This is a genomic window from Reyranella sp., assembly GCF_965249915.1.
Lineage (GTDB): Bacteria > Pseudomonadota > Alphaproteobacteria > Reyranellales > Reyranellaceae > Reyranella.
This window is the reverse complement of sequence record NZ_OZ252257.1, coordinates 636,272-658,389: the sequence shown is the minus strand read 5'-3', so window position 1 is coordinate 658,389 and position 22,118 is coordinate 636,272. Positions and strand designations below refer to the sequence as shown.

The following is a 22,118-nucleotide window of genomic DNA, read 5'->3' as shown; positions in this document are numbered from 1 at the left end:
GCGAATTACTATCAATTGCGCAACTTCATCGTGCCCTGTACGGGGATGAACTCAGCAGGTCACCAAGGCACCGGATCGCCGCGGTAATCGAAGAAACTGCCGCTGCTGCCGGGCGGCAGGCGGTCGATCACGTCGAGCAGCCGTCCGGCCGCCTGGTCGGGCGTCTGCACGTCCAGACCTGCCTTGACGAAGGGGGACGAGAGCGGTGTGGCCACCGTCCCGGGATGGAGCGCTACGCAAAGGGCGGCCGGCTGGCGGCGGCCGAGTTCGATGGCCGCCGTGCGCACGAACTGGTTGAGCGCCGCCTTCGACGCGCGATAGCTGTACCAGCCGCCCAGCCGGTTATCGCCGATGCTGCCGACCCTCGCCGACAAGGTGGCGAATACCGAGCGCCCCTGGCGCGGCAGCAACGGCAGGAAGTGCTTCATCAGCAGAGCCGGCCCGATGGCATTCACGGCAAAGGCCTTGGCCATCTGCGCCGCATCGAGATCACGCCAGCTCTTTTCAGGGGAGAGCCCATCATCGTGAAGGATTCCGCTCGCATCGATGATCAGGCGGACGTCTCGCCCGAGCCCGGCAACATGGCGGGCCGCTCCAGCAATGCTCTCTTCGTCCGTCAGGTCGAGGGGCGGTGAGCTTCTTCGACCCAATCCCAACACCGCGCCGAAGCGGGATTGCGCCGAGAGGCGTTCATGCAATGCGCTGCCGATGCCTCCCGACGAGCCGACAACGATGGCGATGCCTCCCGGGAGGTGGGCGTCAACCGCCCCAGACATCGTCGTAGCGGGCAGTGCCGTCCTTCAGGGGGAAATGACGGTAGGTGCGATAGGCGGAAGTCATCGAGGCCTGCCGGAAGACGAGCCCCGTGATGATGACGCCGGCCGCGACGAGGACATGGAACACAATCAGTTCGCCGTACCAGATCCATGCCCCCGCACTGAGGCAGAAGATGTTGGTCCACATGACGCTGAGGAACAGCATGAGCTGGAATCGCTGAGCCGCCGGCAGCGTTCGAAGCGGGTTGACGCTGGAGTCCATGACGGCGCGATAAAGAGAACTCATGTTTTGATCCTTGTGAACACTGCAACCAGTACGCGTCGGGAGCGGTGGCGGATCATGCGTGCGACATGGCAGCCCCGGCCATCGTGAGGACTTGCCGCCGAACGCTTGCACAACCAACTGTCAGGCAACCGACCGCCGCGTCGGTCTGGAGCCCTCATGACACTGGCAAACGTCCTCTTCGTGCTCGTCCTCGTTTCTGCATTTGCAACTCTGGTCGTCCTGTTCGTCGGCGTGCTCTCGATGGGGCGCGCTGAAGCCGACGCGACGGCCGGCGCAAGCCGCAGCAACCGCCTGATGGTCTGGCGCGTCCGTCTGCAGTTGATCACCGTCCTGCTGATACCGCTTTGGTATCTGGCCAGCCGCGCCTGAGGCAAAGCTCGGGCTGCACGGCCCGACCGGCCAGCCCGGAGCGAGCGGATGTCTAGTTGCGGCCCTCGATCAGGCCTCGGCAGACGACCTGGGCCTGGATCTCGGCCGCACCCTCGAAGATGTTGAGGATGCGGGCGTCGCACAGGACGCGGCTGACGGGATATTCCATCGCGTAGCCGTTGCCGCCGTGGATCTGCAGCGCATTGTCGGCATTGCTCCAGGCGACGCGGGCGGCCAGCAGCTTGGCCATGCCGGCCTCGATGTCGCAACGCCGGTCGGAATCCTTCTCGCGCGCGGCGAAGTAGGTGAGCTGGCGGGCGATCATGGTCTCGACGGCCATCCAGGCGATCTTCCCGGCGACGCGCGGAAACGCGTAGAGCGGCTTGGCGAACTGGACTCGGTCCTTGGCGTAGCGGAGGCCGAGTTCGAGCGCGTTCTGGGCCACGCCGACGGCGCGCGCCGCGGTCTGGATACGCGCGCTCTCGAAGGTCGCCATGAGCTGCTTGAAGCCCTGCCCCTCCTTCTCGCCCAGCAGGTTGGCGGCCGGCACCTCGAACCCGTCGAAGCCGATTTCGTATTCCTTCATGCCGCGATAGCCCAGCACCCTGATCTCGCCGCCGCTCATGCCCTTGGCGGGGAACGGCTCGGCATCGGTGCCGCGCGGCTTCTCGGCGAGGAACATCGACAGGCCCTGATAGCCGGGCTTGGAGGCATCGCTGCGCGCCAGCAGGGTCATGATGTCGGCGCGCGCGGCGTGGGTGATCCAGGTCTTGTTGCCGTTGATCTTATACGTGTCGCCCTCGAGCACGGCGCGGGTGCGCAGGCTCGCCAGGTCGGAACCGGTGTTCGGTTCGGTAAAGACTGCCGTCGGCAGCAGCTCGCCCGAGGCGATGCGCGAAAGGTACTTCTGCTTCTGCGCCTCGGTGCCACCGGAGCGGATCAGCTCGGCCGCGATCTCGGAACGCGTGCCCAGCGAGCCGACTCCGATATAGCCGCGCGACAGTTCCTCGGTGACCACGCACATGGCGAGCTTGCCCATGCCGAGCCCGCCCCACTCCTCGGGGACGGTGAGGCCGAAGACTCCGAGATCGGCCATCTGCTGGACCACCGGCAGGGGGATCAGCTCGTCGCGCAGATGCCAGCCATGGGCGTGCGGCGCCACCTCGGTATCGACGAAACGGCGGAACTGGCGGCGCACCTCTTCCAAAGCCTCGTCGTCGAGCCCGAGCGCACCGAAGCCGCCGGTGTCGAGACCGTCCGAAATGAGTTCGGCGATGCGGCCGCGCAGCGAAGGCGTGTTGCCGGCGATCAGCTTCGCGACGGCGGGCGTCTCGAGCGCCGAACCGTCTAGCCCGAAGTCGCCCGGGCGCACGATCTCGACCTGGCTGATGGCAATGCCGCCCTTGAGCTGGGCGAGGTACTCGCCGTAGGCCGACTGCAGGATCAGGCTTTCGAGTTCTCCGCCCGCGCCCGCTTCGGCCCAGCGCCGCATCTGGCGCAGCGCCGCCACATAGGTCGCGATCCAGGCAAAGCCATGCGCGGCGAATTGCTCGCGCTCCAGCAGCTTCGCATCGACCTTGCCCTGCGGCGCCACCATCGCCCGCACCGCTTCTCGCACAGCGGTCTCATGGCGGCCGGCCGCGTCCTCGGCCTCGGCGCAAAGCGGGAGAAGGTCAGCGAAAATCAGGGACATGGGAGGCTCAAATCATATCCTCCCCCGTCTCACGGGGGAGGTGCCCCGGAGGGGCGGAGGGGAAATCAACAAAAACCGGACGGGGGCTTTCCCCCTCCGGCCTTCGGCCACCTCCCCCGCGGTGCGGGGGAGGCAGAACTCTTACTCGTCCAGCGCGTCCTCGAGGGTGCGCAGGCCGGGACGCTTGGCCGAAACCAGCACGGCCATGTTTCCGGGCTTGTGCTGGTTCTTCCACATCTTGGTGTGGGCCTTGGGAATGTCGGCCCATTCGAAGACTTCGCTCATGCACGGATCGATGCGACGCTCGATCACCAGCTGGTTGGCCTGGCTGGCCTGCAGCAGGTTGGCGAAGTGGCTGCCCTGGATGCGCTTCTGGCGCATCCACACGAAGCGCGCGTCCATCGTGAGGTTGAAGCCGGTGGTGCCGGCGCAGAAGACGACCATGCCGCCGCGCTTCACGATGAAGCAGGAGACCGGGAAGGTCTGCTCGCCGGGATGCTCGAACACGAAGTCGACGTCGTTGCCCTTGCCGGTGTGCTCCCAGATCGCGGCGCCGAACTTGCGGCACTTCTTCATGTACTCGGCATAGCCCGCCTGGTCGTCGACGTCGGGGAGCTGGCCCCAGCAGTCGAAGTCGTTGCGGTTGATGACGCCGCGCGCGCCGAGCGACATCACGAAATCCTTCTTCGACGGATCGGAGATCACGCCGATGGCGTTGGCGCCGGCCGTGGCGATGAGCTGGATCGCCATCGAGCCCAGGCCGCCTGCCGCGCCCCACACCAGCACGTTGTGGCCGGGCCGCAGGATGTGCGGGCGGTGGCCGAACAGCATGCGATAGGCGGTGGCGAGGGTGAGCGTGTAGGAGGCGCTCTCCTCCCAGGTGAGATGCGCCGGGCGCTTCATGAGCTGGCGCGCCTGCACCTTGCAGAACTGGGCGAACGAACCGTCGGGCGTCTCATAGCCCCAGATGCGCTGGCTGGTGGAGAACATCGGATCGCCGCCGTTGCACTCCTCGTCGTCGCCATCGTCCTGGTTACAGTGGATGACGACCTCGTCACCGACCTTCCAGCGCTTCACCTTGGCGCCGACCGCCCAGACGATCCCCGAGGCATCGGAGCCGGCAATGTGGAAGGGCTGCTTGTGCACGTCGAACGGCGAGATCGGCAGGCCGAGTCCGGCCCACACGCCGTTGTAGTTCACGCCCGCCGCCATCACGAGGACCAGCACCTCGTCCTCGCCGATCGCGTGAGTCGGCACGACTTCGAGCTGCATCGACTGCTCCGGCGGCCCGTGCCGGTCGCGCCGGATGACCCAGGCGTACATGTTCTTGGGCACGTGTCCGAGCGGCGGAATTTCCCCGACTTCGTAGAGATCCTTCTTCGGCTGGTTGGCCGTGGGATGAGGGCGAGCCGCGAAAGCGACGACGGACATGGCAAATCCTCCTGCGTTGCGGCGAAACTATTGCTGCATTCGCGAGAGTGCAATGCACAAATACGAATCGGAACGGTTGGCACGGGGGAAAAACAACAAAATTACCCACGCCCTGCGGAAATTCCGCATTGCCGGCTCCCCGAACTCGCGGCAGGCTTGCGAGGTAAACGGTTGTTTACCAAGCAGCTCGAGTTTAGGGAGAGCGCACGATGAAGCTCATGTGGTTTCACCTGATGCCGTACACGGAGCTTCCGGAAGACTTCAACCGGAAGCACCCGTCGGTATGGGTCGACATCCATTCCTCGCTGTTCGACCCCAAGCGCGCGCATCACATGTACAACGACTTCATGGACGAGCTCGAATACGCCGCCGAGCTCGGCTACGACGCGGTCTGCGTCAACGAGCATCATTCCAACGGCTACGGGCTGATGCCCTCGCCCAACCTGATCGCCTCGTCGCTGGCGCGTCGCACCACCGACACCGCGCTCTGCGTCATGGGCAACTCGCTGGCGCTCTACAATCCGCCGACGCGCGTCGCCGAAGAGTTCGCCATGATCGACGTAATCTCGGGCGGCCGGCTGATCGCGGGCTTCCCGGTCGGCTCGCCGATGGACACCTGCTACGCCTATGGCCAGAATCCCAGCCTGCTGCGTGAGCGCTATCTCGAGGCGCATGACCTCGTGAAGCGCGCCTGGACCGAGAAGGATACCTTCGCCTTCAACGGCCGCTACAACCAGCAGCGCTACGTCAACATCTGGCCGCGCCCCATCCAGAACGACCCGCATCCGCCGATCTGGATTCCCGGCGGCGGTTCGGTGGAGACGTGGCGCTGGTGCGCGGAGATGGACTACGTCTACTGCTATCTCTCGTACTACGGCTACAAGGCCGGTCTCACGACGATGCAGGGCTTCTGGAACGAAATGGAGAAGCTCGGCAAAGACCGTAACCCGTACCGCGCGGGCTTCCTGCAGTTCGTCGGCGTAGCCGAGAGCCGCCAGCAGGCGCTCGACCTCTACACCGAGCCGGCAGAGTATTTCTACGGCCGCTGCCTGCACGTCGATGCGCGCTTTGCGACGCCGCCCGGCTACACGACCGAGGCCACGCAGCGCGCCGGCATCCAGAGCATGGTGAGCAAGGCGGCCAATACGGCGAGCTACTCCAGCAAGCTCAGCATGAAGGCCACCAACATGAAGGACATCGTGGATGGCGGCTACGTCATCGTCGGCTCGCCCGACGAGGTGGTGGAGCAGATCCGCCACGTCGCGACCAGCCTCAACGTCGGCCATCTCATGCTGCTGCTGCAGTACGGCAACATGAGCAAGGACACCACCAAGTACAACACGCGCCTGTTCGCCGAGAAGGTGATGCCGAAGGTCAAGGACCTGTTCGGCGACTGGGAGGACAAGTGGTGGCCGAAGCCCATGGCCAAGGGCCAGCGCGCCGCCGTTCCCGCCTTCCGCCCCCAGACCGTCGCCGCGGAGTAGTCGCGTGTCCCAGCCCGCTACGACGACCGTCGAGGTCAACGGTCATCCCTGCCGCGTCTGGACCAAGGGCACCGGCCCGAAGCTCGGCTTCCTGGCCGGCCTCGGCGGCCTGCCGCGCTGGCTGCCCTTCCTCGACAGGCTCGCCGAGACCCGGACGGTGATCGCGCCGTCCCTGCCCGGCTATCCCGGCGCGACCGGCCATACCGAGCTCGACAGCCATCTCGACTGGGTGCTGGCCGTGCGCCAGATCGTCGACGGAGCGGGCCTTGCGGGGGCCGACCTGGTTGGCGCCTCGGTCGGCGGCGCCTTCGCGGCCGAAATGGCCGCGATCTTTCCCGGCCATGTTCGCCGGCTCGCGCTGATCGCCCCCTTCGGCCTGTTCGACGACAGGGAGCCGGCGGCCGACCCCTGGGCGCAGCGCAAGGACGTGCTGCCGGGCCTCATGTGCGCCGCTGCCGCCAACTGGAACGAACTGGTCGCCCCGCCCGAGGGCGCCAATTCTGTGGAATGGCCGATCGAGATGACCCGGGCCTCCGAAGCCGCCGCGCGGGCCTTCTGGCCGCTCGGCAACACCCGCCTGGAAAGGCGCCTGGGATTGATCGCGGCGCCCACCCTGATCCTGTGGGGCGATCGCGACGCCATTCTGCCCCCCAGCTATGCCGGCAAGTTCGCCCAGGCAATAAAGATGGGGACCAACGCCCCGACTCGGGTCGAAACCGTGCCCAATGCCGGCCATCTGGCCTATCTCGACCAGCCCGATGCGGTCGCGCGGGCGATATTGGCCCATTTTGCCTGAGAGGCTCACGCCCTTGGTGGTTGCTTCGCCGGTTCGGATCGCTATTGTCCGGCGCGTTAGGGGTTTTGCGAGGTAACACGGCAATGACGATCCGTTCGATGAAGATGACCGCAGGCGTCTCCTTGTTCGCGGCGGTCCTGGCGATCGGTGCCAGCCTGCCCGAGCGGCAGGCGTCGGCCCAGGTGAGGCCTGTGCCGCGCGAAGGCGTGGCCTTCAACGACGTGGTCACGCAGCGGGTCAAGGTCGAGTCTGCGGACCCGGAGAGCCGCACGGTGGCCTTCACCCTGCCGAACGGCCAGCTCCTGATTCTTCCCGTGGCCGACAGCGTCAAGAATCTGGATTCGATCGACGACGGATCGATGGCCAACGTCACCTATTCCGAGGTGATCACCATGCTGAACCTGCGCCAGAAGGGCCCCGGTGCCCAGCTCGCCCGCAAGGATCAGATGGGCCAGACAGCGAACCAGACCGACGTCGAGGCCGGCCGCTTCACGCTGACGGTCGTGGGCGTCGACCTCGCCAAGAACACCGTCTCGGTCATCGACGGTCGCGGCGGCGCGGTCCGCACCTACGCGGCCAACTCGATCGCCAAGCAGGACATGCTGAAGAAGATCAAGGTCGGCGATGTCGTGATCGGCATGACGACGCCGCTGACGATCACGGCGATCTCGCCGGCGCGCTGATCTCTCCTCACAGACGTTCAAACGGCCGGCATTCGCCGGCCGTTCTCTTTTGGACTGTCAGCGAACGGCGACATCCTCCCAGAAGCCGATCCAGTGATCGACGGGCTGCATGCGCGCCTGCGGGGCTTCATAGGACCAGGCGGCGCGCGGGCTGAGCGCCTCGCCCTCAACGAGGTCATAGAACTGAACCCCATGCGGACATTGCAGGTCGCTGCCCGTCCGGGGCGTCTGCTTCAGCAGGTCCATGCGCACCGCTTCGCGCGGAAAGTAGTGGTAGCCATCGACTTCGAGCGTACGGTCGCTCTCGGCGATCACCTTGCCCTGCCACACGGCCTTCATGGCTGCCTTTCCTTTCTCAATACTGGTCGCGACGCTTCACCCAGCTCATCGTGAAGGGAAGTCCCGACTCGTCCCGGCCCTTCGAGGTCAGATCCAGCAGGTGGTAAGCGCCGTTGAGCATGTCAACGCCGCGCGCGTAGGTCGAATAGGTGTGATAGATCGCGCCGTCGTCGTCGCGGCGGAAAGCGCTGAACCCCGGCATCTCCCCCGGGCCGACCTTCATCGTCCCGAAATTGTAGTCCAGCGCATCCTCGCCGGGCCGCGAGCTCACCTTGTAGTCGAAGTTGAAGTCGCCTTCTCCCGACGATACCCAGCGGAAGCTCCAGCCCATCCGCCTGGCGTAGGCTTGGAGCGTGGCGAGCGGGGCCCGCGAGACGGCGACCAGTGCCGTGTCGCGATGCGCCAGATGAACGTCGACGCCGTTGAAGTTGTCGGCCCAGAATGAACAGCTCTTGCACGCCTCGGTCCAGTCCGGACCGAACATGAGATGGTAGACCAGAAGCTGGCCGTGTCCGCCGAACAGCTCGGCCAGGTCCACGCGGCCTTCGGGCGCCTCGAAGAAATATGCCTTCTCGACCCGCTCCCAGGGGAGCGCCCGGCGTTCGTTCGAAAGCTCGTCCCGCAACCTCGTGAACTCTTTCTCCTTCGCGAGAAGTTCGCGGCTGGCGGCGAGCCACTCCTGGTGGGAAACGACGGGATGGGCAGTCATGCCGGCCTCCCGAGAAAGGCGATGAGCTTGTCGAAGCTGCCGGCCCAACCCTCATTGTGGCAGGCGAAGTCCTCGGTATCGGCAAACGGACCGTGGATCAGGATCAGTTCGGTGCGATCGCCCAGGGCGCGCAGTTCGACCCTCACCGTCGTCTCGTGGCCGCGCGCCCGGCTGTAATCGCCATCCGCATGATGGGCCCAGGTGAACACCAGCCGCTCGGGCCGGGCAACCTCGAGATAGACGCCCGACGAGGAGAAGACTCCGCGCTCGTTGCGTCCATCGATGCGCCAGGCGCCGCCGCGCCTCGCATCGACCTCGCACAGCGTGATTTCCACGCCGGGTGGGCACATCCAGCGCACGAACTGGTCGCGGTTCACCCAGGCGTCGAACACACGTTCGCGCGGGGCGTCGAAGATCCGGCTGAGATGCAGCGTGTTGCTATCGAGCCTTGCGTCGGGCATCTGACTTTCCTTTCGTCGGCTTGGAATCGGCTTCGGTACTCTTCAGGAAAGCGTCGAGGCGGTCGAAGCTCGCTTCCCAGAACTTGCGGTAATGCTCGATCCAGTCGGCCGCCGCGCGCAGCCCCTCGCCGCGCAGCTCGCAGCGCCGCCACTGCGCTTCGGTGTGGCGCTCGATCAGCCCGGCCTCGGTCAGCACCTTGAGATGGCGCGACACCGCCGGTAGCGACATGTCGAACGGCTCGGCCAGCTCTCCGACCGTGGCACCGCCGCTGGCGAGCCGCGCGAGAATGGCGCGCCGTGTGGGATCCGCGAGTGCGGAGAAGGTCTGGGAGAGAGCATCCATATTTAACGTATATGTTAAATACACAAGATCGTCAAACCGTTACCTCCCGCGTCGTCGCCCCGCGGGATTGCCCGTGCGCATCATCGCGGCCCCAGATTGCAGCTCGTGGCGTCGACTTCTATGAAAGCGCGCCCTACACGGAGTTGAAGCGAATGGAGTCGATCTACCGCGTCGAAGGTGCCATGGCCGAGACGAGCGCGTTCGCCGGCGGGCCGTGGAGCCCGAAGCTGCAGCACGGGGCTGCGCCCTCTTCGCTGATCTGCTGGGCGGTCGAGAACCTGCCGTCACCGGTGCCGATGCGCGTCGCCCGCCTCACCGTCGACCTGATGCGGCCGGTGCCGGTGGCGCCGCTCACGATCGCGACCGAGATCGTTCGCGAAGGCCGCAAGATCCAGCTTGTGTCGGTGCGGCTGCTGGCCGACGGCGCCGAAGTGGTGCGGGCAAGCGCGCTGCGCATCCGCATCGCTCCCAAGGAGATGCCGGCGATCGCCAACGGGCCATCGGTCGAGCTTCCGATGCCCGAGCAGTGCAGCCCGCCCGACTTCTTCGCGACCGAGACGCCCTTCCTCAAGGGCATCGAGATGCGCACGGCCAACGGAGGCTTCCGCATCCCCGGCCCGGCAGCCGTCTGGTACCGCGCGACGCGGCCCCTCGTGGAAGGCGCGGAGATCTCGCCGCTGATGCGGGCGGTCATCGCCGCCGACTTCTGCAACGGCACCTCGTCGGTCTTCGACATGAACGAGTGGACGTTCATCAACGCCGACCTGACCGTCAGCCTCGGCCGCGAGCCGGTCGGAGAGTGGGTGCTGCTCGACGCCGAGACCTGGATCGGGCCGGACTCGGTTGGCATCGCCGCCGCACGGCTCGCCGACCGCCAAGGCTATTTCGGCCGGGCGGTGCAGAGCATCATCTTCGAACAGCGGTGAAGGGTCTCTCCCATCCTCCCCATTCAGATGCGAAAGTGCCCGCGTCAGCGCGGGCGGAGGCGTCAGCCATGCCTTTTCTGCACCATGCGGGCTCATGCGCCTCAGAAGGCGCTGCCGCCCGCCAGCGCATCAGAATGCGCTAACCCCGCTTCCAGCTCGTGCCCTTCGGGCCGTCCTCGAGGATCACGCCCTTGGCTTTCAGGTCGTCGCGGATCCGATCGGACTCCTTGAAGTCCTTGGCCTTGCGCGCCGCCTGACGGGCCACGATGGCGGCCTCGATTTCAGTATCGGAAGGACCGTCGGCAGCCGCCGCCGGCGTCCAGCGGAACCAGGCGTCAGGATCCTGTTGCAGGAGGCCGAGTGCGGAGGCGCCCGCCTTCAGCTCCGACGGATCGCGCAGCTGGTGCAGCGCGCTGATCGCAAGCGGCGTGTTGAGATCGTCCGACAGCGCCTCCTCGACCGGAGCCGGAATGGGCTTCGGCTCGATCGCCTTGCCGCGCAACAGACCATACCAACGATCCAGCGTGCCCTTGGCCTGGGCCAGCCCCTCGGGTGTGAAGTCGAGCGGCTGGCGATACTGCGCCGACAGCAGCAGCAGGCGGATCACCTCACCGGGATACTGGTCGAGCAGCTCGTGCACGGTGAAGAAGTTGCCGAGCGACTTGCTCATTTTCTCGCCGGAGATGTTCAGGAAGCCATTGTGCATCCAGTACTTCGCCATGATGGCGTGTCCGAAGGCGCTGCGGCTCTGCGCGATCTCGTTCTCGTGGTGCGGGAAGATCAGGTCGAGGCCGCCGGCATGAATGTCGAAGGTCTCGCCGAGCAGCGCGCCGCTCATGGCGGAGCACTCGATATGCCAGCCCGGACGGCCGCGGCCCCACGGGCTTGGCCAGCCCGCCTGCGCATCGGTCGACGGCTTCCACAGCACGAAGTCGGCGGCGTCCTTCTTGTAGGGCGCGACCTCGACGCGGGCGCCCGCAATCAGCTCGTCGTGCGAGCGGCGCGACAGCCGGCCATAGTCTTCCATGCTGGGCACGTCGAACAGCACATGACCTTCCGCTTCATAGGCATGGCCGCGGGCGACCAGTCGCTCGATCAGCGCGATCATCTCGCCCACATACCTGGTGGCGCGCGGCTCGACGTCGGGCGACAACGCCCCGAGGCGACCCATGTCACTCTGATAGGCGGCGGCCGTGCGCGCCGTCAGCGCGTCGATCGACTCCTTGTTCTCGGCGGCGCGCACCATGATCTTGTCGTCGATGTCCGTGATGTTGCGGACATAGGTGACGCGCGGATAGCGGCGCTTCAGCAGACGGTACAGCACGTCGAATACGACGACCGGCCGCGCATTGCCGATATGGACATAGTCGTAGACCGTCGGGCCGCAGACATAGAGGCGCACATGGGCCTCATCGAGCGGCACGAACGGCTCTTTCTCGCGCGACAGCGTGTTGTAAACGACGAGGGACATCGCCCCTATCTCCCGACTCAAAAACGAACGAAGGCTACTGCGGCCCGCTGGGCCTCAGGCCTCGATACATCGCGCGAGGGACGCGCCGGGAAGAAAGAACTGCGACATGGCGATAATCTATACGAGGGGTTCTTGCCGCGCAATTCGCCGCCCATGGCAACACTTTCCAGGCCTCTTGCCCGTGAAGCCGGTCGGTCGCGCGGGCGCGGCTGCGAAAACGGACGACAGGCTGGGACGCGGGCGTGACCATGGCGGCGCCTTGTGGCCGGCCGGTCGTTGGCGGGTCAAGCCGGCTCCGCTACTCTCCAGCCCCCAAGCGGAGGAAACCGACGAGATGCGCACCGAGGACATCGAGTACCGGGCCGATGGAGTCCGCATGGTCGGGCAGTATGTGGTCGACGACGGCAAGCCCGGCCGCCGCGCCGGTGTGCTGGTCTGCCACGAGGGGCCGGGCCTCACCGACCACACGAAGCGGATCGCCGCCCGGCTCGCGGGCCTGGGCTACGCTGCCTTCGCGATGGACTATCACGGCGACGGCAAGCCGCTCGCCGATCCCAGCCAGACGATGTCGCGGCTGCAGCCGTGGATGGCCGACCCGACCGGCATCCGCACGCGGGCCCTGGCAGCGCTCGACGTGCTGAAGGCCCAGAAGGAGGTCGATCCGGCGCGGCTCGCGGCCATCGGCTACTGCTTTGGCGGCACGACTTCGCTCGAGATCGCCCGTAGCGGCGCCGATGTGAAGGCGGTCGTCGGCTTCCATTCGGGCCTCGCGACGGCGCGGCCGCAAGATGCGACGAACATCAGGGCCAGGGTGCTGGTCTGCATCGGCGCCGACGATCCGATCATCCCGGCCGAGCAGCGTCTGGCCTTCGAGACGGAAATGAAGTCGGCCGGCATCGACTGGCGCCTGCAGCTCTTTGGCGGCGCCGGTCACAGTTTCACCAATCCGGCGGCCGATTCGCGCGGCATGAAGGGGTTCTTCTATCATGAGGCCACCGACCGCCGGTCGTGGAACGCCATGATCGAGTTGTTCGACGAGACACTGAACTAAGAACTGGAAACACCAGGGAGGAAAGAAGATGAAACGCCGCCAACTGATCGTCGCCGGGGCTGCGGCGCTGGCCGCCCCGTCCATCGCCCGTGCCCAGGGCAAGTATCCCGACAAGACGATCCGCTTCGTCATTCCCTTCGCGCCGGCCGGACCGACCGACATCATCGGCCGCATGGCCGCGGAGAAGCTCACCGCGATCCTGGGCCAGCAGGTCATCGTCGACAACAAGGCGGGAGCAGCCGGCTCGATCGGGGCGGTGGACGTGAAGAACGCCAAGCCCGACGGCTACACGCTGCTCTGTGCCCCTTCCTCCACCCATGCCATCAACCCGACGGCCTTCGTGAAGCCGGCCTACGATGCAGTGAAGGATTTCACGCCGATCGCCTCGATCTGCGTCAACCCGCTGGTGCTGGTGGCCCGGCCCGACATGCCCGGCACGGTGATGGGCCTGGTCGAGCTGATGAAGAAGAACCCCGGCAAGTACTCGTACGGTTCATCGGGCGCCGGTTCGATCATCAATCTCGCCGGCGAGTACTTCAAGCGCGAGGTCGGCGGCATGGACGTCGAGCACATCCCCTACAAGGGCTCGATGCCGGCCCTGCAGGACATGATGGGCGGACAGACCGCCTGGATGTTCGAGACCTTCAGCACGACGCTCCAGCTCCACAAGGCCGGCAAGGTCCGCATTCTCGCCTACGCCTATTCCAAGCGTGCGCCGATCGCGCCGGAGATCCCGACGATGATCGAAGCCGGCGTGAAGGGCTATGAGGCCTATACGTTCAACCTGATCCTGGGCCCGGCCAACGTGCCGAAGCCGGTGGTCGACGTGCTCGACCAGGCGGCGCGCCAGATGATGAAGGATCCCGCCACCATCAAGTTCCTGGAGGACATCGCCGCGGTGCCGACGACCGACACCTCGCCCGAAGTCACGGCGAAGTTCATCAAGGACGAGATCGCGAAATGGGCGCCGGTCATCCGCGAGGCCGGCGTCAAGATCGAATAGGGAGAATTCCTACCGGTAGCCGGCCGGCGGCGGCACATTGCCCGGCGCCGGCGCGATCGGCGCCTGCTGCGGCATCTGGGCGGGCGTCGGCACGTTCGCCGCGCCGGGCCCGGTTCCTACGCCCGAGCCCGCCCCTTCGCTCGGAGAGGCCACGCGGCCCGGGGCATCCGCGCCGATGTTGCTGATGTAATAGCCGGCGACGGCATTGGAATTATCCCCCGCCGTCTTGGCCGGGACGTCGATGATGCCCACGCGGGCACCGCTCTTGTCGATCCGGTAGCCTTCCGGATCCATCTGGAAGCCCTCATTGTCGACGCGGACGCCCCCCGGCTGGACGCGATAGGCCGGGGGCGGCGTCGTCTCACCGTAGAGGGGCTGGGGCAGCGGATCGCAGGCGGCGAGCATCGAAACGCCGAGCGTCGCGGCCATAAAACGTCTCGCAGCCATCAAGCCCCCTCATCGTGTGGTCGACTGCGGGCTGATGATGTTGCCGTTGCGGTCGAGCCTGTTTCCTTGGCCATCATAGCGGAAACCATACTCGTCACGGAAGGCCTCAACGCCGGCCGACGGGGTCGGCTGGGCGGCGACCGGCGGGGTGCTGTAGGTAGTGGTCGATACGGTCGTGGCCGGGCCGTAATAGGTCGGGGCGGCCGGCGCTGTCGTGTAGTAGGTGGTCGTCGAGGAGCCGGGAGCCGGCGCCGGGACCGGGTTTCCGTAGGCCTGATCGCGGTAACGCCGGGCGTCGATCTCACGCCCCACGCAACGGTCGTAGGTCGAGCTGCCGGGCGTCAGACCGTAGGAATAGCAGGCATTGCGGGCGTCGGCGTCGAGGGTTGCGACGGTGTAGCCCACCGGCACGCGGCCCTGGGCGCGGGCGGCGGCCTCGCGGGAAACGCAGCGATTGTAGTTGTCGGTGCCGGCGCGGAAACCGTAGTCCACACAGGCCTGCTCGGAGCTGGTGACCGCGTAGCGAGCACCGGCCGGGCGGGCTTCATAGGTGGTGCTGGTGCTGCTGCAGGCGGCGGCCGACAGGACGAGAGCTGTCGCGGCGAGAATCTTGGGGGCGTTCATGCGGTCCTCCGGGGGAATTGGTGGCCACAGAACGTGGCTGCCCCGCGAGGGTTGCAGGTTCCCTGCAGGAGTTACGCCGGCTTCCGGGCGACGCCGTCCCGCAATTCGCGGCGCAGGATCTTGCCGACGTTGCTCTTGGGCAGCTCGGATCGGAACTCGATGTACTTCGGCCGTTTGTAGCCGGTGAGCTCCTGGTGACAGTACGCCGCCAGCGCCTCCTTGGTCAGCGAAGGGTCCTTCCTGACCACGAACAGCATCACCGCCTCGCCGGAGTTGGTATCCGGCACGCCGACGACCGCGCATTCGAGCACGCCGGGATGGGCGGCGACGACCTCTTCGACCTCGTTGGGATAGACGTTGAAGCCCGAGATCAGGATCATGTCCTTCTTGCGATCCACGATCCTGGTGTAGCCGCGTGCGTCCATGATGCCGATGTCGCCGGACTTGAAGAAGCCGTCCGGCGTCATGACCTTCGCGGTCTCTTCGGGCTGCTGCCAATAGTCCCGCATGACCTGCGGACCGCGGATCGCGATCTCCCCCGCCTGCCCGATCGGGACTTCCTTGCCGCTCTCGTCGACGATGCGGATCTCGACGTTCGGCAGCGGCAACCCGATCGTCCCCGTGTAGGCCTCGGAGTCGGTGGGATTGCAGGTGACACCCGCGGACGTCTCGCTGAGCCCGTAGCCTTCGCAGATCGGACAGCCGGTGATGGCCAGCCACTTCTTGGCGACCGCCTCCTGCACCGCCATGCCGCCGCCGTTGGAGATGACCAGCTCGGAGAAATCGAGCCTGGAGAACTCCGGATTGTTGGCGAGCCCGTTGAACAGCGTGTTCACCGCCGGAAAGACGTTGATCTTGTACTTGGCCAGGTCCTTGATCGTACCGGCCAGGTCGCGCGGATTCGGGATCAGGACGTTCAGCGCGCCGGTGCGCAGGCCGAGCAGGCCGCAGGTCACGAAGGCAAACACGTGATAGAGCGGCAGCGCACAGGCGATCGTGAGCTGGCCGCTGATCTTCCTGCGATGCAGGCCGGGCTGCATCCAGGCCTCCGATGCCAGCAGGTTCGCAACCAGGGTGTGGTGCAGCAGGGTCGCGCCCTTGGAAACCCCGGTCGTGCCGCCCGTGTACTGCAGGACCGCGACGTCGCTGGGGCCGAGCTGCGGCTTCGCCAGCACCATGCCGCGCCCCGCCCTGAGTGCGTCGTTGAACTTCACATGGCCCGGCAGCGACCAGGCCGGCACCATCTTGCGCATGGTGCGGACGACGAAGTTGACGATCAGGCCCTTGGGGAATCCCAGCAGGTCGCCCATCGAGGCAACCACGACATGCTTGATGCCGGCCTGCGCGATCACCCGCTGCAGGGTCGTCGCGAAGTTCTCGAGGATGATGATGGCCTCGGCGCCGGAGTCCTTTAGCTGGTGCTCGAGTTCGCGCGCCGTGTAGAGCGGGTTCACGTTGACGGCGACGAATCCCGCCCGCAGCACGGCGGCGACCGCCACCGGATACTGCAGGACGTTCGGCATCATGATCGCGACGCGCGCGCCGCGCTGCAGGCCGCGCCCCTGAAGCCACGCGCCGAGCGCCGTCGACAGCGAATCGATTTCGCCGAAGGTCAGGGCCTTGTCCATGCAGACATAGGCCTTCTTGTCGCGATGCCGGGAGAAGCTCTCCTCGAACAGCGACACCACGCTGGGATAGGCCGACGGATCTATATCCGCCGGTACGCCCGGCGGATAACTCTTTAGCCAGAAGCGGTCCACGTCGTCTCTCTCCCAGAACCCTTTGAGGCCAGTGAGGCGGCGCGCTTCCGGAAAGACGGCGCTACCTCCGGCTCAGGTCGCGCGCGCTACGATTTCTTCTCGACCGAAGTGCGAATCTCTTCGTACGACTCCTTCATCCGATCTTGCACGATCTTGAAGGCCTCGGTGCTCGACTTCTGGACCAGCTCGGCGATGTCCTTGGTATTGGCGATCGCCGCCTCCATGGCCTTCTTCGCGAACTCGGCCTGCTTGGCCATCACTTCCTGAGGATTGCCGCCCGGCTTGTAGGACTGCGCCATCTCGGCCATGTCCTTCATCGCGGCCTCGAAGATTTCCTTCTGCTTTTGCGCAATCCCGCTCGCGCCTTCCGCCATCGCCTGCCACGACTTGGTCATCGCTTCCAGGTTCTTCTGGTGATGCTCCATGATCTTCGTCATGTCGAAAGGCTGGACCTTGAGCTGCTCGCCGAATTTCTTGAACATGTCGGTGAAGCCCTGTGCTGGGTCGGCCATGCGAACCTCCTGTGGTTACAGGCCCAGCTTCAACCCCTGCTCCAGCGCGTGCAAGGCCAAACCGGCAAGCCCGCCGATCATGGCGCCATTGAAACGGATATATTGCAGATCGCGCCCCACCGTCAGTTCGATGCGGCCGATCAGCACGTCGATGTCCCAGGATTTCACCTGGTCGGCGATGAAGCGGCCCACGCCGCTCTTCTGACTCTGCACGAAATCTGCGAGGACGCGGACCATGCCGCGATTGATCTCGGCGCGAATCGCCGGATCGCGCGCCAGCTGGCTGCCGACATCGACCAGCATCGCTTCGAGCTGCCGTCGAACCTGACTGTCGCCGGCTTGGGCATCCGTTTCGAGAAACGAGCGCACGCTCTCCCACGCGCCCTCGGCCATGGTCGCGATTTCCGGCCGGGCCAGCAGGTCGCGCTTCAGCCCCTCGGCACGGCGGGCGAAGGACTCGGAGGTACGCAGTTGCTCGATGAAATTCGCAACGAAGCTGTCGAACTCCCGCCGCAGCGCATGGTCGGCATCCTCGCGCGCATCCTTGATGAAGGCCGTGGTCGAGGCGACGATCTTGCGTAACAGGTAGGCGTCGGCCCGGTAGAGATTGAACAGCGCCGGCAACTCTCTGCGAATCTTCTCGCGCATCGCGGCCAGCGTGTCCTCGTTCGCCAGCACCTTTTCCAAGGCCACCAGCAACTCGTCGAGAACGCGTTGGTGCCGTCCTTTCTCGGTGACGGCGCTCAGCAGCCCCGCCGCCAGCGGCGCGAGCTCGATGCGCTCCAGCTCGGCCATCGCGCGTTTGCCGAGAAAGCCCTTGAGTCCGGATTGCTCGACCGCGGCCAGGGCCTGCGGCACCAGCCGCACCATGAAGCCGGCGAGGGCAGCACTGCGCTCGCGGTCACTCAGCCAATCGGCCACCAGGGCAGCGAAGTCGACGTCGCGCAGACGCGCCTCGACCGGCTCGGGTGCCAGGAAGTTGGTCTCGATGAACTCGCCGAGATTCTCCGCGATGCGATGGTGATTGCGTGGCACGATCGCAGTGTGCGGGATCGGCAGGCCGAGCGGCCGGCGGAACAGGGCCACGATGGCGTACCAGTCGGCCAACCCGCCCACCGTGGCCGCCGCGGCAAACGCCGCGACGTACCCCCAGGACCAGTGAAGCGGCTCGTAGTGCCGGGCCACTACGAACAGCGCGGCGGTCGCCACGAGCAACAGCGTGGCCGCGAGCTTGATCCTTCGCAGGGACCGGGCGCGTTCGGCATCGCGGGTCAAAGGCGCCCCCGCACGCCGTTCTCCGGTCGGCGTAACCGCATCGGGACAGAATCGGACGGCTTGTTTCGCGGCATGAGGCGTCGGGTCTCCCGGTGTCGTGGTGGTTATAGCAAGGGCAGGCTGTTTCTGTCGTATAGTCGCGGCAACTGCATGTTCCCGGGAGGAAGCGATGAAGGTCGGATATATCGGTGTCGGCAATATGGGCGGTCCCATGTGCCGCAACCTCATCAAGCGCAGCAATCATTCGGTCACGGTATTCGACCTGAACCCCGAGGCGGTGAAGACCTGCACCGATCTCGGCGCCAGCGCCGCGAAGTCCGTCGCCGAGGTGACCAAGGGCGCCGACATCGTCATGACCTCGCTCCCGATGCCGCGCGACGTCGAGGCCGTGACCCTGGGCGACGATGGCATCCTGGCCAATCTCGGCAAGGGCCAGACCTATATCGACCTCAGCACCAACGCCCCGTCGATGGTGAAGAAGATCGGCGCCGCGATGGCTGCCAAGGGCATCGCCATGCTCGATGCGCCGGTAAGCGGCGGCACGGTCGGCGCCGAGGCCGCGACCATCGCCATCATGGTCGGCGGCGACAAGAAGGTGTTCGACGACGCGCTGCCGGTGCTTCAGTCGTTCAGCGCCAACGTGATCCACATGGGCGAGCTCGGCACCGGCACGGTGGCGAAGCTGGTGAACAACATGATGGCCTTCTGCAACGCCGCCGCGGCGGCCGAGGGCCTGATGCTGGGCGTCACCGCCGGCCTCGATCCGCAGAAGCTCGTACAGGTGATCGCGAGTTCCAGCGGCAATTCCTCGGTGTTCAAGGCCTTCTCCGAGCGTGCCCTTTCGGGCCAGTTCTCGCCGCCCTCCTTCGCGCTCAACCTCGCCCACAAGGACCTGCACCTCGCGATGGAACTGGCCGACGAACTCGACGTGCCGCTGCCGCAGGGATCGGCCACCCACAATCTGCAGCGCATGGCGCGTCGCATGGGCCTCGGCAACAACGACAGCTCGGCGATCCTGCAGGTCTACGAGTCGGTGCTGAAGAAGACCGTGAAGCCTTAGGCAACATACGATTCCGTCGTCTCGACTGGAGCCGATCGCAGCGCGGCGAAGAGGAGAGACGACGGGATTTCTTTCAAGTCAGATGTTTGGCGATCAGACGCGCGACGAGGTCGGCATGGGTGCTGGCCACGTCGTGATCGCCGCCCGGCACGATCTCGAGCCGGGCCTGCGGCAGGCGTTCCTCGAGATGGCGGCCGACGGCGACGGGGCTGATCGGGTCCGCGTCGCCCCAGATCAACAGGGTGGGTGCCGCGATCTTCTCGATCTGCAGTGGCGGCGTCGGACTCCCGTCGGTGATCCACGCGGCGGCCTTCGGGAACGAGCGACGATAGTCGGCACGCCACTCGGAGGCGCCGAGGCCCGCCATGTCGACGCCGCCCGACGTCACGCAGAGAACGAGGCGACGCACCAGTTCCGGATGCTCCAGCGCGATCCGCGCCGCGATCACGCCGCCCATCGACTGCGCCACCAGATCGACCGGCTCGTCCATCCTTGCCGTCACCAACCGCTTCAGGTCGTCGAGGCCACGGATTGCCGGATCGTGCGGCTGTGCGCCCAGGCCCGGCCAGCCGAAATGCTCCTTGGGCCAGGTCGCAGGCAGGGCCTCGGCGACGGGCCTCCAGAAGTGCGGCGAGCCGCCGGCCCCCGGCAGGAACAGAATCCGCGGTCTGGTCATTGAGCCAGCCCCAGCTTGCCCATGAAGGGCGGCAGGGTGCGGCCGATCGACAGGAGATAGCGCCCCATGGCCCCGGCCACCTGTCGCACCGCCGGACGGGCGCTCATGCGGTCGCGCCAGGCGTGCAGACGCGTCAGGCCGGCCGGAATCGGCGCCCCCATCCGCTCACCGAAGAGCTGTGCCATGTAGAAGGCGATGTCGACATAGCTGTAGGCGCCGGCGATCCACTCCTGCCCGTCGATCGTGCGCTCCATCTCCTCGTAGAAGCGCGCCGCCGCGTCGTGCGCTCCCGGAGCCGCGGGATCGCTCATCAGACGGACGATGTGCGGGAAGTAGACCTCGTCCGATTTGTGCTCGAGCAGGCGCGCCCGGGCACGCGCCCGCGGTTCCGCCGGCCATAGAGCGGGATTGCGTTTGAGCGTCTCCAGGTACTCGAAGATCTGCGTCGAATCGAACAGTTCGAGGTCGCCATCGATCAGGACGGGAACCTGGCGCTTCGGATTGATACGCACGACCTCGGGGTGCTTGGGCTCGTAGAGCGTCTTCATCTCGAAGGGCACCATTACGAGTTCGAAGGCAATGCCCTTCTCGCGCAAGGCGATCTCGGCCTTGGCGCCGAACATGCTGAGCGGCCCGGAATAGAGTTTCATGGCGCCAGCTTACGCAGGCGCCATCCTACATCAAGACGAACATGCCCACGGCAGCCGCCGCCATCAGCACCAGCGTGAGCCAGCCCAGGATGCGTTGCCAGAGATTGGCCGTGAACTCGCCCATGATCTCGCGACGGGACGCCACGATCATCATGGCGCCGATGATGGGCACCACGATGACGCCATTGAGGACCGCGCTCCAGATCAGCGCCTTGATCGGATCGATCGGCAGCAGCACCACACCGAGACCCGCCAGGATCGCCGCCGTGATGGTGATGTAGAAAGGCCTGGCCTCGCCGAACGCGTGCTCCAGCCCGATCCGCCAGTTCCGCACTTCACCCAGCGCATAGGCCGCCGATCCGGCCAGCACCGGAACGGCCAGCAGGCCGGTGCCGATGATGCCCAGGCTGAACAGCAGGAAGGCCGCGTCGCCCGCGATAGGCCGCAACGCCTCCGCCGCCTGCTGCGTGCTCTCGATGTCGGTCTTGCCGGCAGCATTGAGCGTGGCGGCCGTCGTCAGGATGATGAAGAACGCCACGAGATTCGATACGCCCATGCCGATGCCGGTTTCCCAGCCGATGCGCGTCAGCTCGCGCGGCGCCTGCTCGGGATTGTCGGTCAGGGGCCCCGCCTCGTCATCCCCCTCCTCTTCCTCGACTTCCTGGGAACTCTGCCAGAAGAAGAGATAGGGGCTGATCGTGGTGCCCAGAATCGCGACCACGAGCATCAGCGTGTCCTTGTCGAGGGCGAACTTCGGCACGACCGCGCCGATGCCGACCGCGCGCCAGTCGATGTGAGCCGTGAACACCACGCCGACATAGGCGAACAACGAGAAGGTCAGATATTTCAGGAAGCCGACATAGCGGCTGTAGGGAATGAACACGATCGCCAGCACAGAGGCGAATGCGAAGACGAAGGTGAAGAAGATCTGGCCCCAGCCGACCAGCATCGCCACCGCTGCGCCCATCGCGGCGAGGTCGGCCCCGATGTTGATGGTGTTGGCGACGAACAGCAGCATGACCGCCCCCAGAACCACAGGCCGGGGAAACGCCCGGCACATGTTGGCGGCCAGGCCGCGACCGGTGACTCGACCGATGCGGGCGCTGACCGATTGCACCGCGACCATCAACGGCCAGGTCAGCACGACCGTCCAGAGAAGCCCGAATCCCGCATGGGCGCCCGCCTGGGAGTAGGTCGCGATACCGCTTGGATCGTCGTCGGCAGCACCCGTGATCACGCCGGGACCGAGCCTCTTGATCAATCCCTGTGTGTTTGTCGCGACCATCCTGCCTC

Annotated in this window: 25 protein-coding genes; 8 read left to right on the top strand and 17 right to left on the bottom strand. The window is 66.0% G+C overall.

The features are described 5' to 3' along the window. Positions 1-59: 59 nt before the first annotated feature. Entirely contained in the window at positions 60-776 is a 717-nt protein-coding gene (locus ACP15H_RS03190) for an SDR family NAD(P)-dependent oxidoreductase (RefSeq protein WP_425064781.1), read from the bottom strand. Continuing rightward, positions 760-1,062: a hypothetical protein gene (locus ACP15H_RS03185; RefSeq protein ID WP_425064780.1), complete on the bottom strand. Its 303-nt coding sequence runs from the start codon at positions 1,060-1,062 to the stop codon at positions 760-762. Before ACP15H_RS03185 ends, ACP15H_RS03190 begins: the two co-directional genes overlap by 17 nt. A 156-nt stretch (positions 1,063-1,218) precedes the next feature. Here ACP15H_RS03185 and ACP15H_RS03180 point away from each other — a divergent pair, with 156 nt between their 5' ends. Continuing rightward, positions 1,219-1,431, top strand: a complete 213-nt coding sequence (locus ACP15H_RS03180; RefSeq protein ID WP_425064779.1) for an HIG1 domain-containing protein — start codon at positions 1,219-1,221, stop codon at positions 1,429-1,431. A gap of 52 nt (positions 1,432-1,483) precedes the next feature. Here the strand turns inward: ACP15H_RS03180 and ACP15H_RS03175 are convergent, their stop codons facing one another. Then, entirely contained in the window at positions 1,484-3,124 is a 1,641-nt protein-coding gene (locus ACP15H_RS03175) for an acyl-CoA dehydrogenase family protein (protein WP_425064778.1), read from the bottom strand. Between the two features lie 141 nt (positions 3,125-3,265). Beyond that, entirely contained in the window at positions 3,266-4,555 is a 1,290-nt protein-coding gene (gene ccrA / locus ACP15H_RS03170) for a crotonyl-CoA carboxylase/reductase (RefSeq protein WP_425064777.1), read from the bottom strand. A gap of 209 nt (positions 4,556-4,764) precedes the next feature. Here ccrA and ACP15H_RS03165 point away from each other — a divergent pair, with 209 nt between their 5' ends. From ACP15H_RS03165 to ACP15H_RS03155, 3 genes are all read left to right on the top strand, one after another. After that, positions 4,765-6,039: an LLM class flavin-dependent oxidoreductase gene (locus tag ACP15H_RS03165; RefSeq protein ID WP_425064776.1), complete on the top strand. Its 1,275-nt coding sequence runs from the start codon at positions 4,765-4,767 to the stop codon at positions 6,037-6,039. A gap of 4 nt (positions 6,040-6,043) precedes the next feature. Continuing rightward, complete coding sequence (locus ACP15H_RS03160) at positions 6,044-6,835, top strand: alpha/beta fold hydrolase (protein WP_425064775.1); 792 nt, start codon at positions 6,044-6,046, stop codon at positions 6,833-6,835. Between the two features lie 83 nt (positions 6,836-6,918). Next, the gene (locus ACP15H_RS03155) at positions 6,919-7,518 is read left to right on the top strand and encodes a hypothetical protein (protein ID WP_425064774.1); all 600 of its coding nucleotides are present in this window, start codon (positions 6,919-6,921) and stop codon (positions 7,516-7,518) included. A 57-nt stretch (positions 7,519-7,575) separates the two neighbouring features. Here ACP15H_RS03155 and ACP15H_RS03150 read toward each other — a convergent pair whose 3' ends face one another. From ACP15H_RS03150 to ACP15H_RS03135, 4 genes are read right to left on the bottom strand one after another with little or no spacing between them, the layout of a single operon-like run. Further along, positions 7,576-7,857, bottom strand: coding sequence for a DUF427 domain-containing protein (locus ACP15H_RS03150; protein ID WP_425064773.1), 282 nt, complete (start codon positions 7,855-7,857; stop codon positions 7,576-7,578). Positions 7,858-7,873: 16 nt separating this feature from the next. Then, positions 7,874-8,566, bottom strand: coding sequence for a DUF899 domain-containing protein (locus ACP15H_RS03145; protein ID WP_425064772.1), 693 nt, complete (start codon positions 8,564-8,566; stop codon positions 7,874-7,876). Beyond that, complete coding sequence (locus ACP15H_RS03140) at positions 8,563-9,027, bottom strand: SRPBCC family protein (protein WP_425064771.1); 465 nt, start codon at positions 9,025-9,027, stop codon at positions 8,563-8,565. The genes ACP15H_RS03145 and ACP15H_RS03140 overlap by 4 nt, the downstream gene beginning before the upstream one ends. Continuing rightward, positions 9,005-9,370, bottom strand: coding sequence for an ArsR/SmtB family transcription factor (locus ACP15H_RS03135; RefSeq protein WP_425064770.1), 366 nt, complete (start codon positions 9,368-9,370; stop codon positions 9,005-9,007). The genes ACP15H_RS03140 and ACP15H_RS03135 overlap by 23 nt, the downstream gene beginning before the upstream one ends. Positions 9,371-9,522: 152 nt before the next feature. Between ACP15H_RS03135 and ACP15H_RS03130 the strand changes: the two genes are divergently transcribed. Beyond that, positions 9,523-10,296, top strand: coding sequence for a thioesterase family protein (locus ACP15H_RS03130; RefSeq protein WP_425064769.1), 774 nt, complete (start codon positions 9,523-9,525; stop codon positions 10,294-10,296). Between the two features lie 139 nt (positions 10,297-10,435). On the opposite strand, the gene cysS is transcribed toward ACP15H_RS03130, so the two are convergent. Continuing rightward, complete coding sequence (gene cysS, locus ACP15H_RS03125; RefSeq protein ID WP_425064768.1) at positions 10,436-11,767, bottom strand: cysteine--tRNA ligase; 1,332 nt, start codon at positions 11,765-11,767, stop codon at positions 10,436-10,438. A 334-nt stretch (positions 11,768-12,101) separates the two neighbouring features. Here cysS and ACP15H_RS03120 point away from each other — a divergent pair, with 334 nt between their 5' ends. Further along, positions 12,102-12,818 (top strand): dienelactone hydrolase family protein, encoded by a 717-nt coding sequence (locus ACP15H_RS03120; RefSeq protein ID WP_425064767.1) that lies wholly within the window; start codon positions 12,102-12,104, stop codon positions 12,816-12,818. Positions 12,819-12,846: 28 nt separating this feature from the next. Then, positions 12,847-13,821 (top strand): Bug family tripartite tricarboxylate transporter substrate binding protein, encoded by a 975-nt coding sequence (locus tag ACP15H_RS03115; protein WP_425064766.1) that lies wholly within the window; start codon positions 12,847-12,849, stop codon positions 13,819-13,821. Between the two features lie 9 nt (positions 13,822-13,830). Here ACP15H_RS03115 and ACP15H_RS03110 read toward each other — a convergent pair whose 3' ends face one another. From ACP15H_RS03110 to ACP15H_RS03090, 5 genes are all read right to left on the bottom strand, one after another. Further along, positions 13,831-14,268, bottom strand: coding sequence for a hypothetical protein (locus ACP15H_RS03110; protein ID WP_425064765.1), 438 nt, complete (start codon positions 14,266-14,268; stop codon positions 13,831-13,833). Between the two features lie 9 nt (positions 14,269-14,277). Further along, positions 14,278-14,892, bottom strand: a complete 615-nt coding sequence (locus tag ACP15H_RS03105; protein ID WP_425064764.1) for a hypothetical protein — start codon at positions 14,890-14,892, stop codon at positions 14,278-14,280. A 71-nt stretch (positions 14,893-14,963) separates the two neighbouring features. Then, positions 14,964-16,652, bottom strand: coding sequence for a long-chain-fatty-acid--CoA ligase (locus tag ACP15H_RS03100; protein WP_425064763.1), 1,689 nt, complete (start codon positions 16,650-16,652; stop codon positions 14,964-14,966). An 86-nt stretch (positions 16,653-16,738) separates the two neighbouring features. After that, positions 16,739-17,164 (bottom strand): phasin family protein, encoded by a 426-nt coding sequence (locus ACP15H_RS03095; RefSeq protein ID WP_425064762.1) that lies wholly within the window; start codon positions 17,162-17,164, stop codon positions 16,739-16,741. A 15-nt stretch (positions 17,165-17,179) separates the two neighbouring features. Next, a complete protein-coding gene (locus ACP15H_RS03090) occupies positions 17,180-18,439 on the bottom strand; it encodes a DUF445 domain-containing protein (protein WP_425064761.1) in 1,260 nt (419 codons plus the stop codon). A gap of 169 nt (positions 18,440-18,608) precedes the next feature. Between ACP15H_RS03090 and ACP15H_RS03085 the strand changes: the two genes are divergently transcribed. Next, positions 18,609-19,499, top strand: coding sequence for an NAD(P)-dependent oxidoreductase (locus ACP15H_RS03085; RefSeq protein WP_425064760.1), 891 nt, complete (start codon positions 18,609-18,611; stop codon positions 19,497-19,499). Positions 19,500-19,572: 73 nt separating this feature from the next. On the opposite strand, the gene ACP15H_RS03080 is transcribed toward ACP15H_RS03085, so the two are convergent. The 3 genes from ACP15H_RS03080 to ACP15H_RS03070 are packed head-to-tail and all read right to left on the bottom strand — an operon-like array spanning position 19,573 to position 22,110. Further along, on the bottom strand, positions 19,573-20,175 hold the full coding sequence (locus ACP15H_RS03080) for an alpha/beta fold hydrolase (protein WP_425064759.1): 603 nt from the start codon (positions 20,173-20,175) through the stop codon (positions 19,573-19,575). Next, a complete protein-coding gene (locus tag ACP15H_RS03075; protein ID WP_425064758.1) occupies positions 20,172-20,825 on the bottom strand; it encodes a glutathione S-transferase family protein in 654 nt (217 codons plus the stop codon). Before ACP15H_RS03075 ends, ACP15H_RS03080 begins: the two co-directional genes overlap by 4 nt. 25 nt (positions 20,826-20,850) lie before the next feature. Then, positions 20,851-22,110 carry an Nramp family divalent metal transporter gene (locus tag ACP15H_RS03070; RefSeq protein WP_425064757.1) on the bottom strand — a complete coding sequence of 420 codons (1,260 nt, stop codon included), beginning with the start codon at positions 22,108-22,110 and terminating at the stop codon, positions 20,851-20,853. Positions 22,111-22,118 lie beyond the last annotated feature (8 nt).

What these genes read in the sequence shown, in the direction of transcription:
- ACP15H_RS03080 (WP_425064759.1), bottom strand. Translation starts at nt 20,175, where the DNA reads ATGACCAGACCGCGGATTCTGTTCCTGCCGGGGGCCGGCGGCTCGCCG.
- ACP15H_RS03070 (WP_425064757.1), bottom strand. Translation starts at nt 22,110, where the DNA reads ATGGTCGCGACAAACACACAGGGATTGATCAAGAGGCTCGGTCCCGGC.
- ACP15H_RS03120 (WP_425064767.1), top strand. Translation starts at nt 12,102, where the DNA reads ATGCGCACCGAGGACATCGAGTACCGGGCCGATGGAGTCCGCATGGTC.
- ACP15H_RS03145 (WP_425064772.1), bottom strand. Translation starts at nt 8,566, where the DNA reads ATGACTGCCCATCCCGTCGTTTCCCACCAGGAGTGGCTCGCCGCCAGC.
- ACP15H_RS03115 (WP_425064766.1), top strand. Translation starts at nt 12,847, where the DNA reads ATGAAACGCCGCCAACTGATCGTCGCCGGGGCTGCGGCGCTGGCCGCC.
- ACP15H_RS03150 (WP_425064773.1), bottom strand. Translation starts at nt 7,857, where the DNA reads ATGAAGGCCGTGTGGCAGGGCAAGGTGATCGCCGAGAGCGACCGTACG.
- ACP15H_RS03165 (WP_425064776.1), top strand. Translation starts at nt 4,765, where the DNA reads ATGAAGCTCATGTGGTTTCACCTGATGCCGTACACGGAGCTTCCGGAA.
- ACP15H_RS03110 (WP_425064765.1), bottom strand. Translation starts at nt 14,268, where the DNA reads ATGGCTGCGAGACGTTTTATGGCCGCGACGCTCGGCGTTTCGATGCTC.
- ccrA (WP_425064777.1), bottom strand. Translation starts at nt 4,555, where the DNA reads ATGTCCGTCGTCGCTTTCGCGGCTCGCCCTCATCCCACGGCCAACCAG.
- ACP15H_RS03185 (WP_425064780.1), bottom strand. Translation starts at nt 1,062, where the DNA reads ATGAGTTCTCTTTATCGCGCCGTCATGGACTCCAGCGTCAACCCGCTT.
- ACP15H_RS03180 (WP_425064779.1), top strand. Translation starts at nt 1,219, where the DNA reads ATGACACTGGCAAACGTCCTCTTCGTGCTCGTCCTCGTTTCTGCATTT.
- ACP15H_RS03135 (WP_425064770.1), bottom strand. Translation starts at nt 9,370, where the DNA reads ATGGATGCTCTCTCCCAGACCTTCTCCGCACTCGCGGATCCCACACGG.
- ACP15H_RS03095 (WP_425064762.1), bottom strand. Translation starts at nt 17,164, where the DNA reads ATGGCCGACCCAGCACAGGGCTTCACCGACATGTTCAAGAAATTCGGC.
- ACP15H_RS03190 (WP_425064781.1), bottom strand. Translation starts at nt 776, where the DNA reads ATGTCTGGGGCGGTTGACGCCCACCTCCCGGGAGGCATCGCCATCGTT.
- ACP15H_RS03085 (WP_425064760.1), top strand. Translation starts at nt 18,609, where the DNA reads ATGAAGGTCGGATATATCGGTGTCGGCAATATGGGCGGTCCCATGTGC.
- ACP15H_RS03105 (WP_425064764.1), bottom strand. Translation starts at nt 14,892, where the DNA reads ATGAACGCCCCCAAGATTCTCGCCGCGACAGCTCTCGTCCTGTCGGCC.
- cysS (WP_425064768.1), bottom strand. Translation starts at nt 11,767, where the DNA reads ATGTCCCTCGTCGTTTACAACACGCTGTCGCGCGAGAAAGAGCCGTTC.
- ACP15H_RS03130 (WP_425064769.1), top strand. Translation starts at nt 9,523, where the DNA reads ATGGAGTCGATCTACCGCGTCGAAGGTGCCATGGCCGAGACGAGCGCG.
- ACP15H_RS03140 (WP_425064771.1), bottom strand. Translation starts at nt 9,027, where the DNA reads ATGCCCGACGCAAGGCTCGATAGCAACACGCTGCATCTCAGCCGGATC.
- ACP15H_RS03155 (WP_425064774.1), top strand. Translation starts at nt 6,919, where the DNA reads ATGACGATCCGTTCGATGAAGATGACCGCAGGCGTCTCCTTGTTCGCG.
- ACP15H_RS03075 (WP_425064758.1), bottom strand. Translation starts at nt 20,825, where the DNA reads ATGAAACTCTATTCCGGGCCGCTCAGCATGTTCGGCGCCAAGGCCGAG.
- ACP15H_RS03175 (WP_425064778.1), bottom strand. Translation starts at nt 3,124, where the DNA reads ATGTCCCTGATTTTCGCTGACCTTCTCCCGCTTTGCGCCGAGGCCGAG.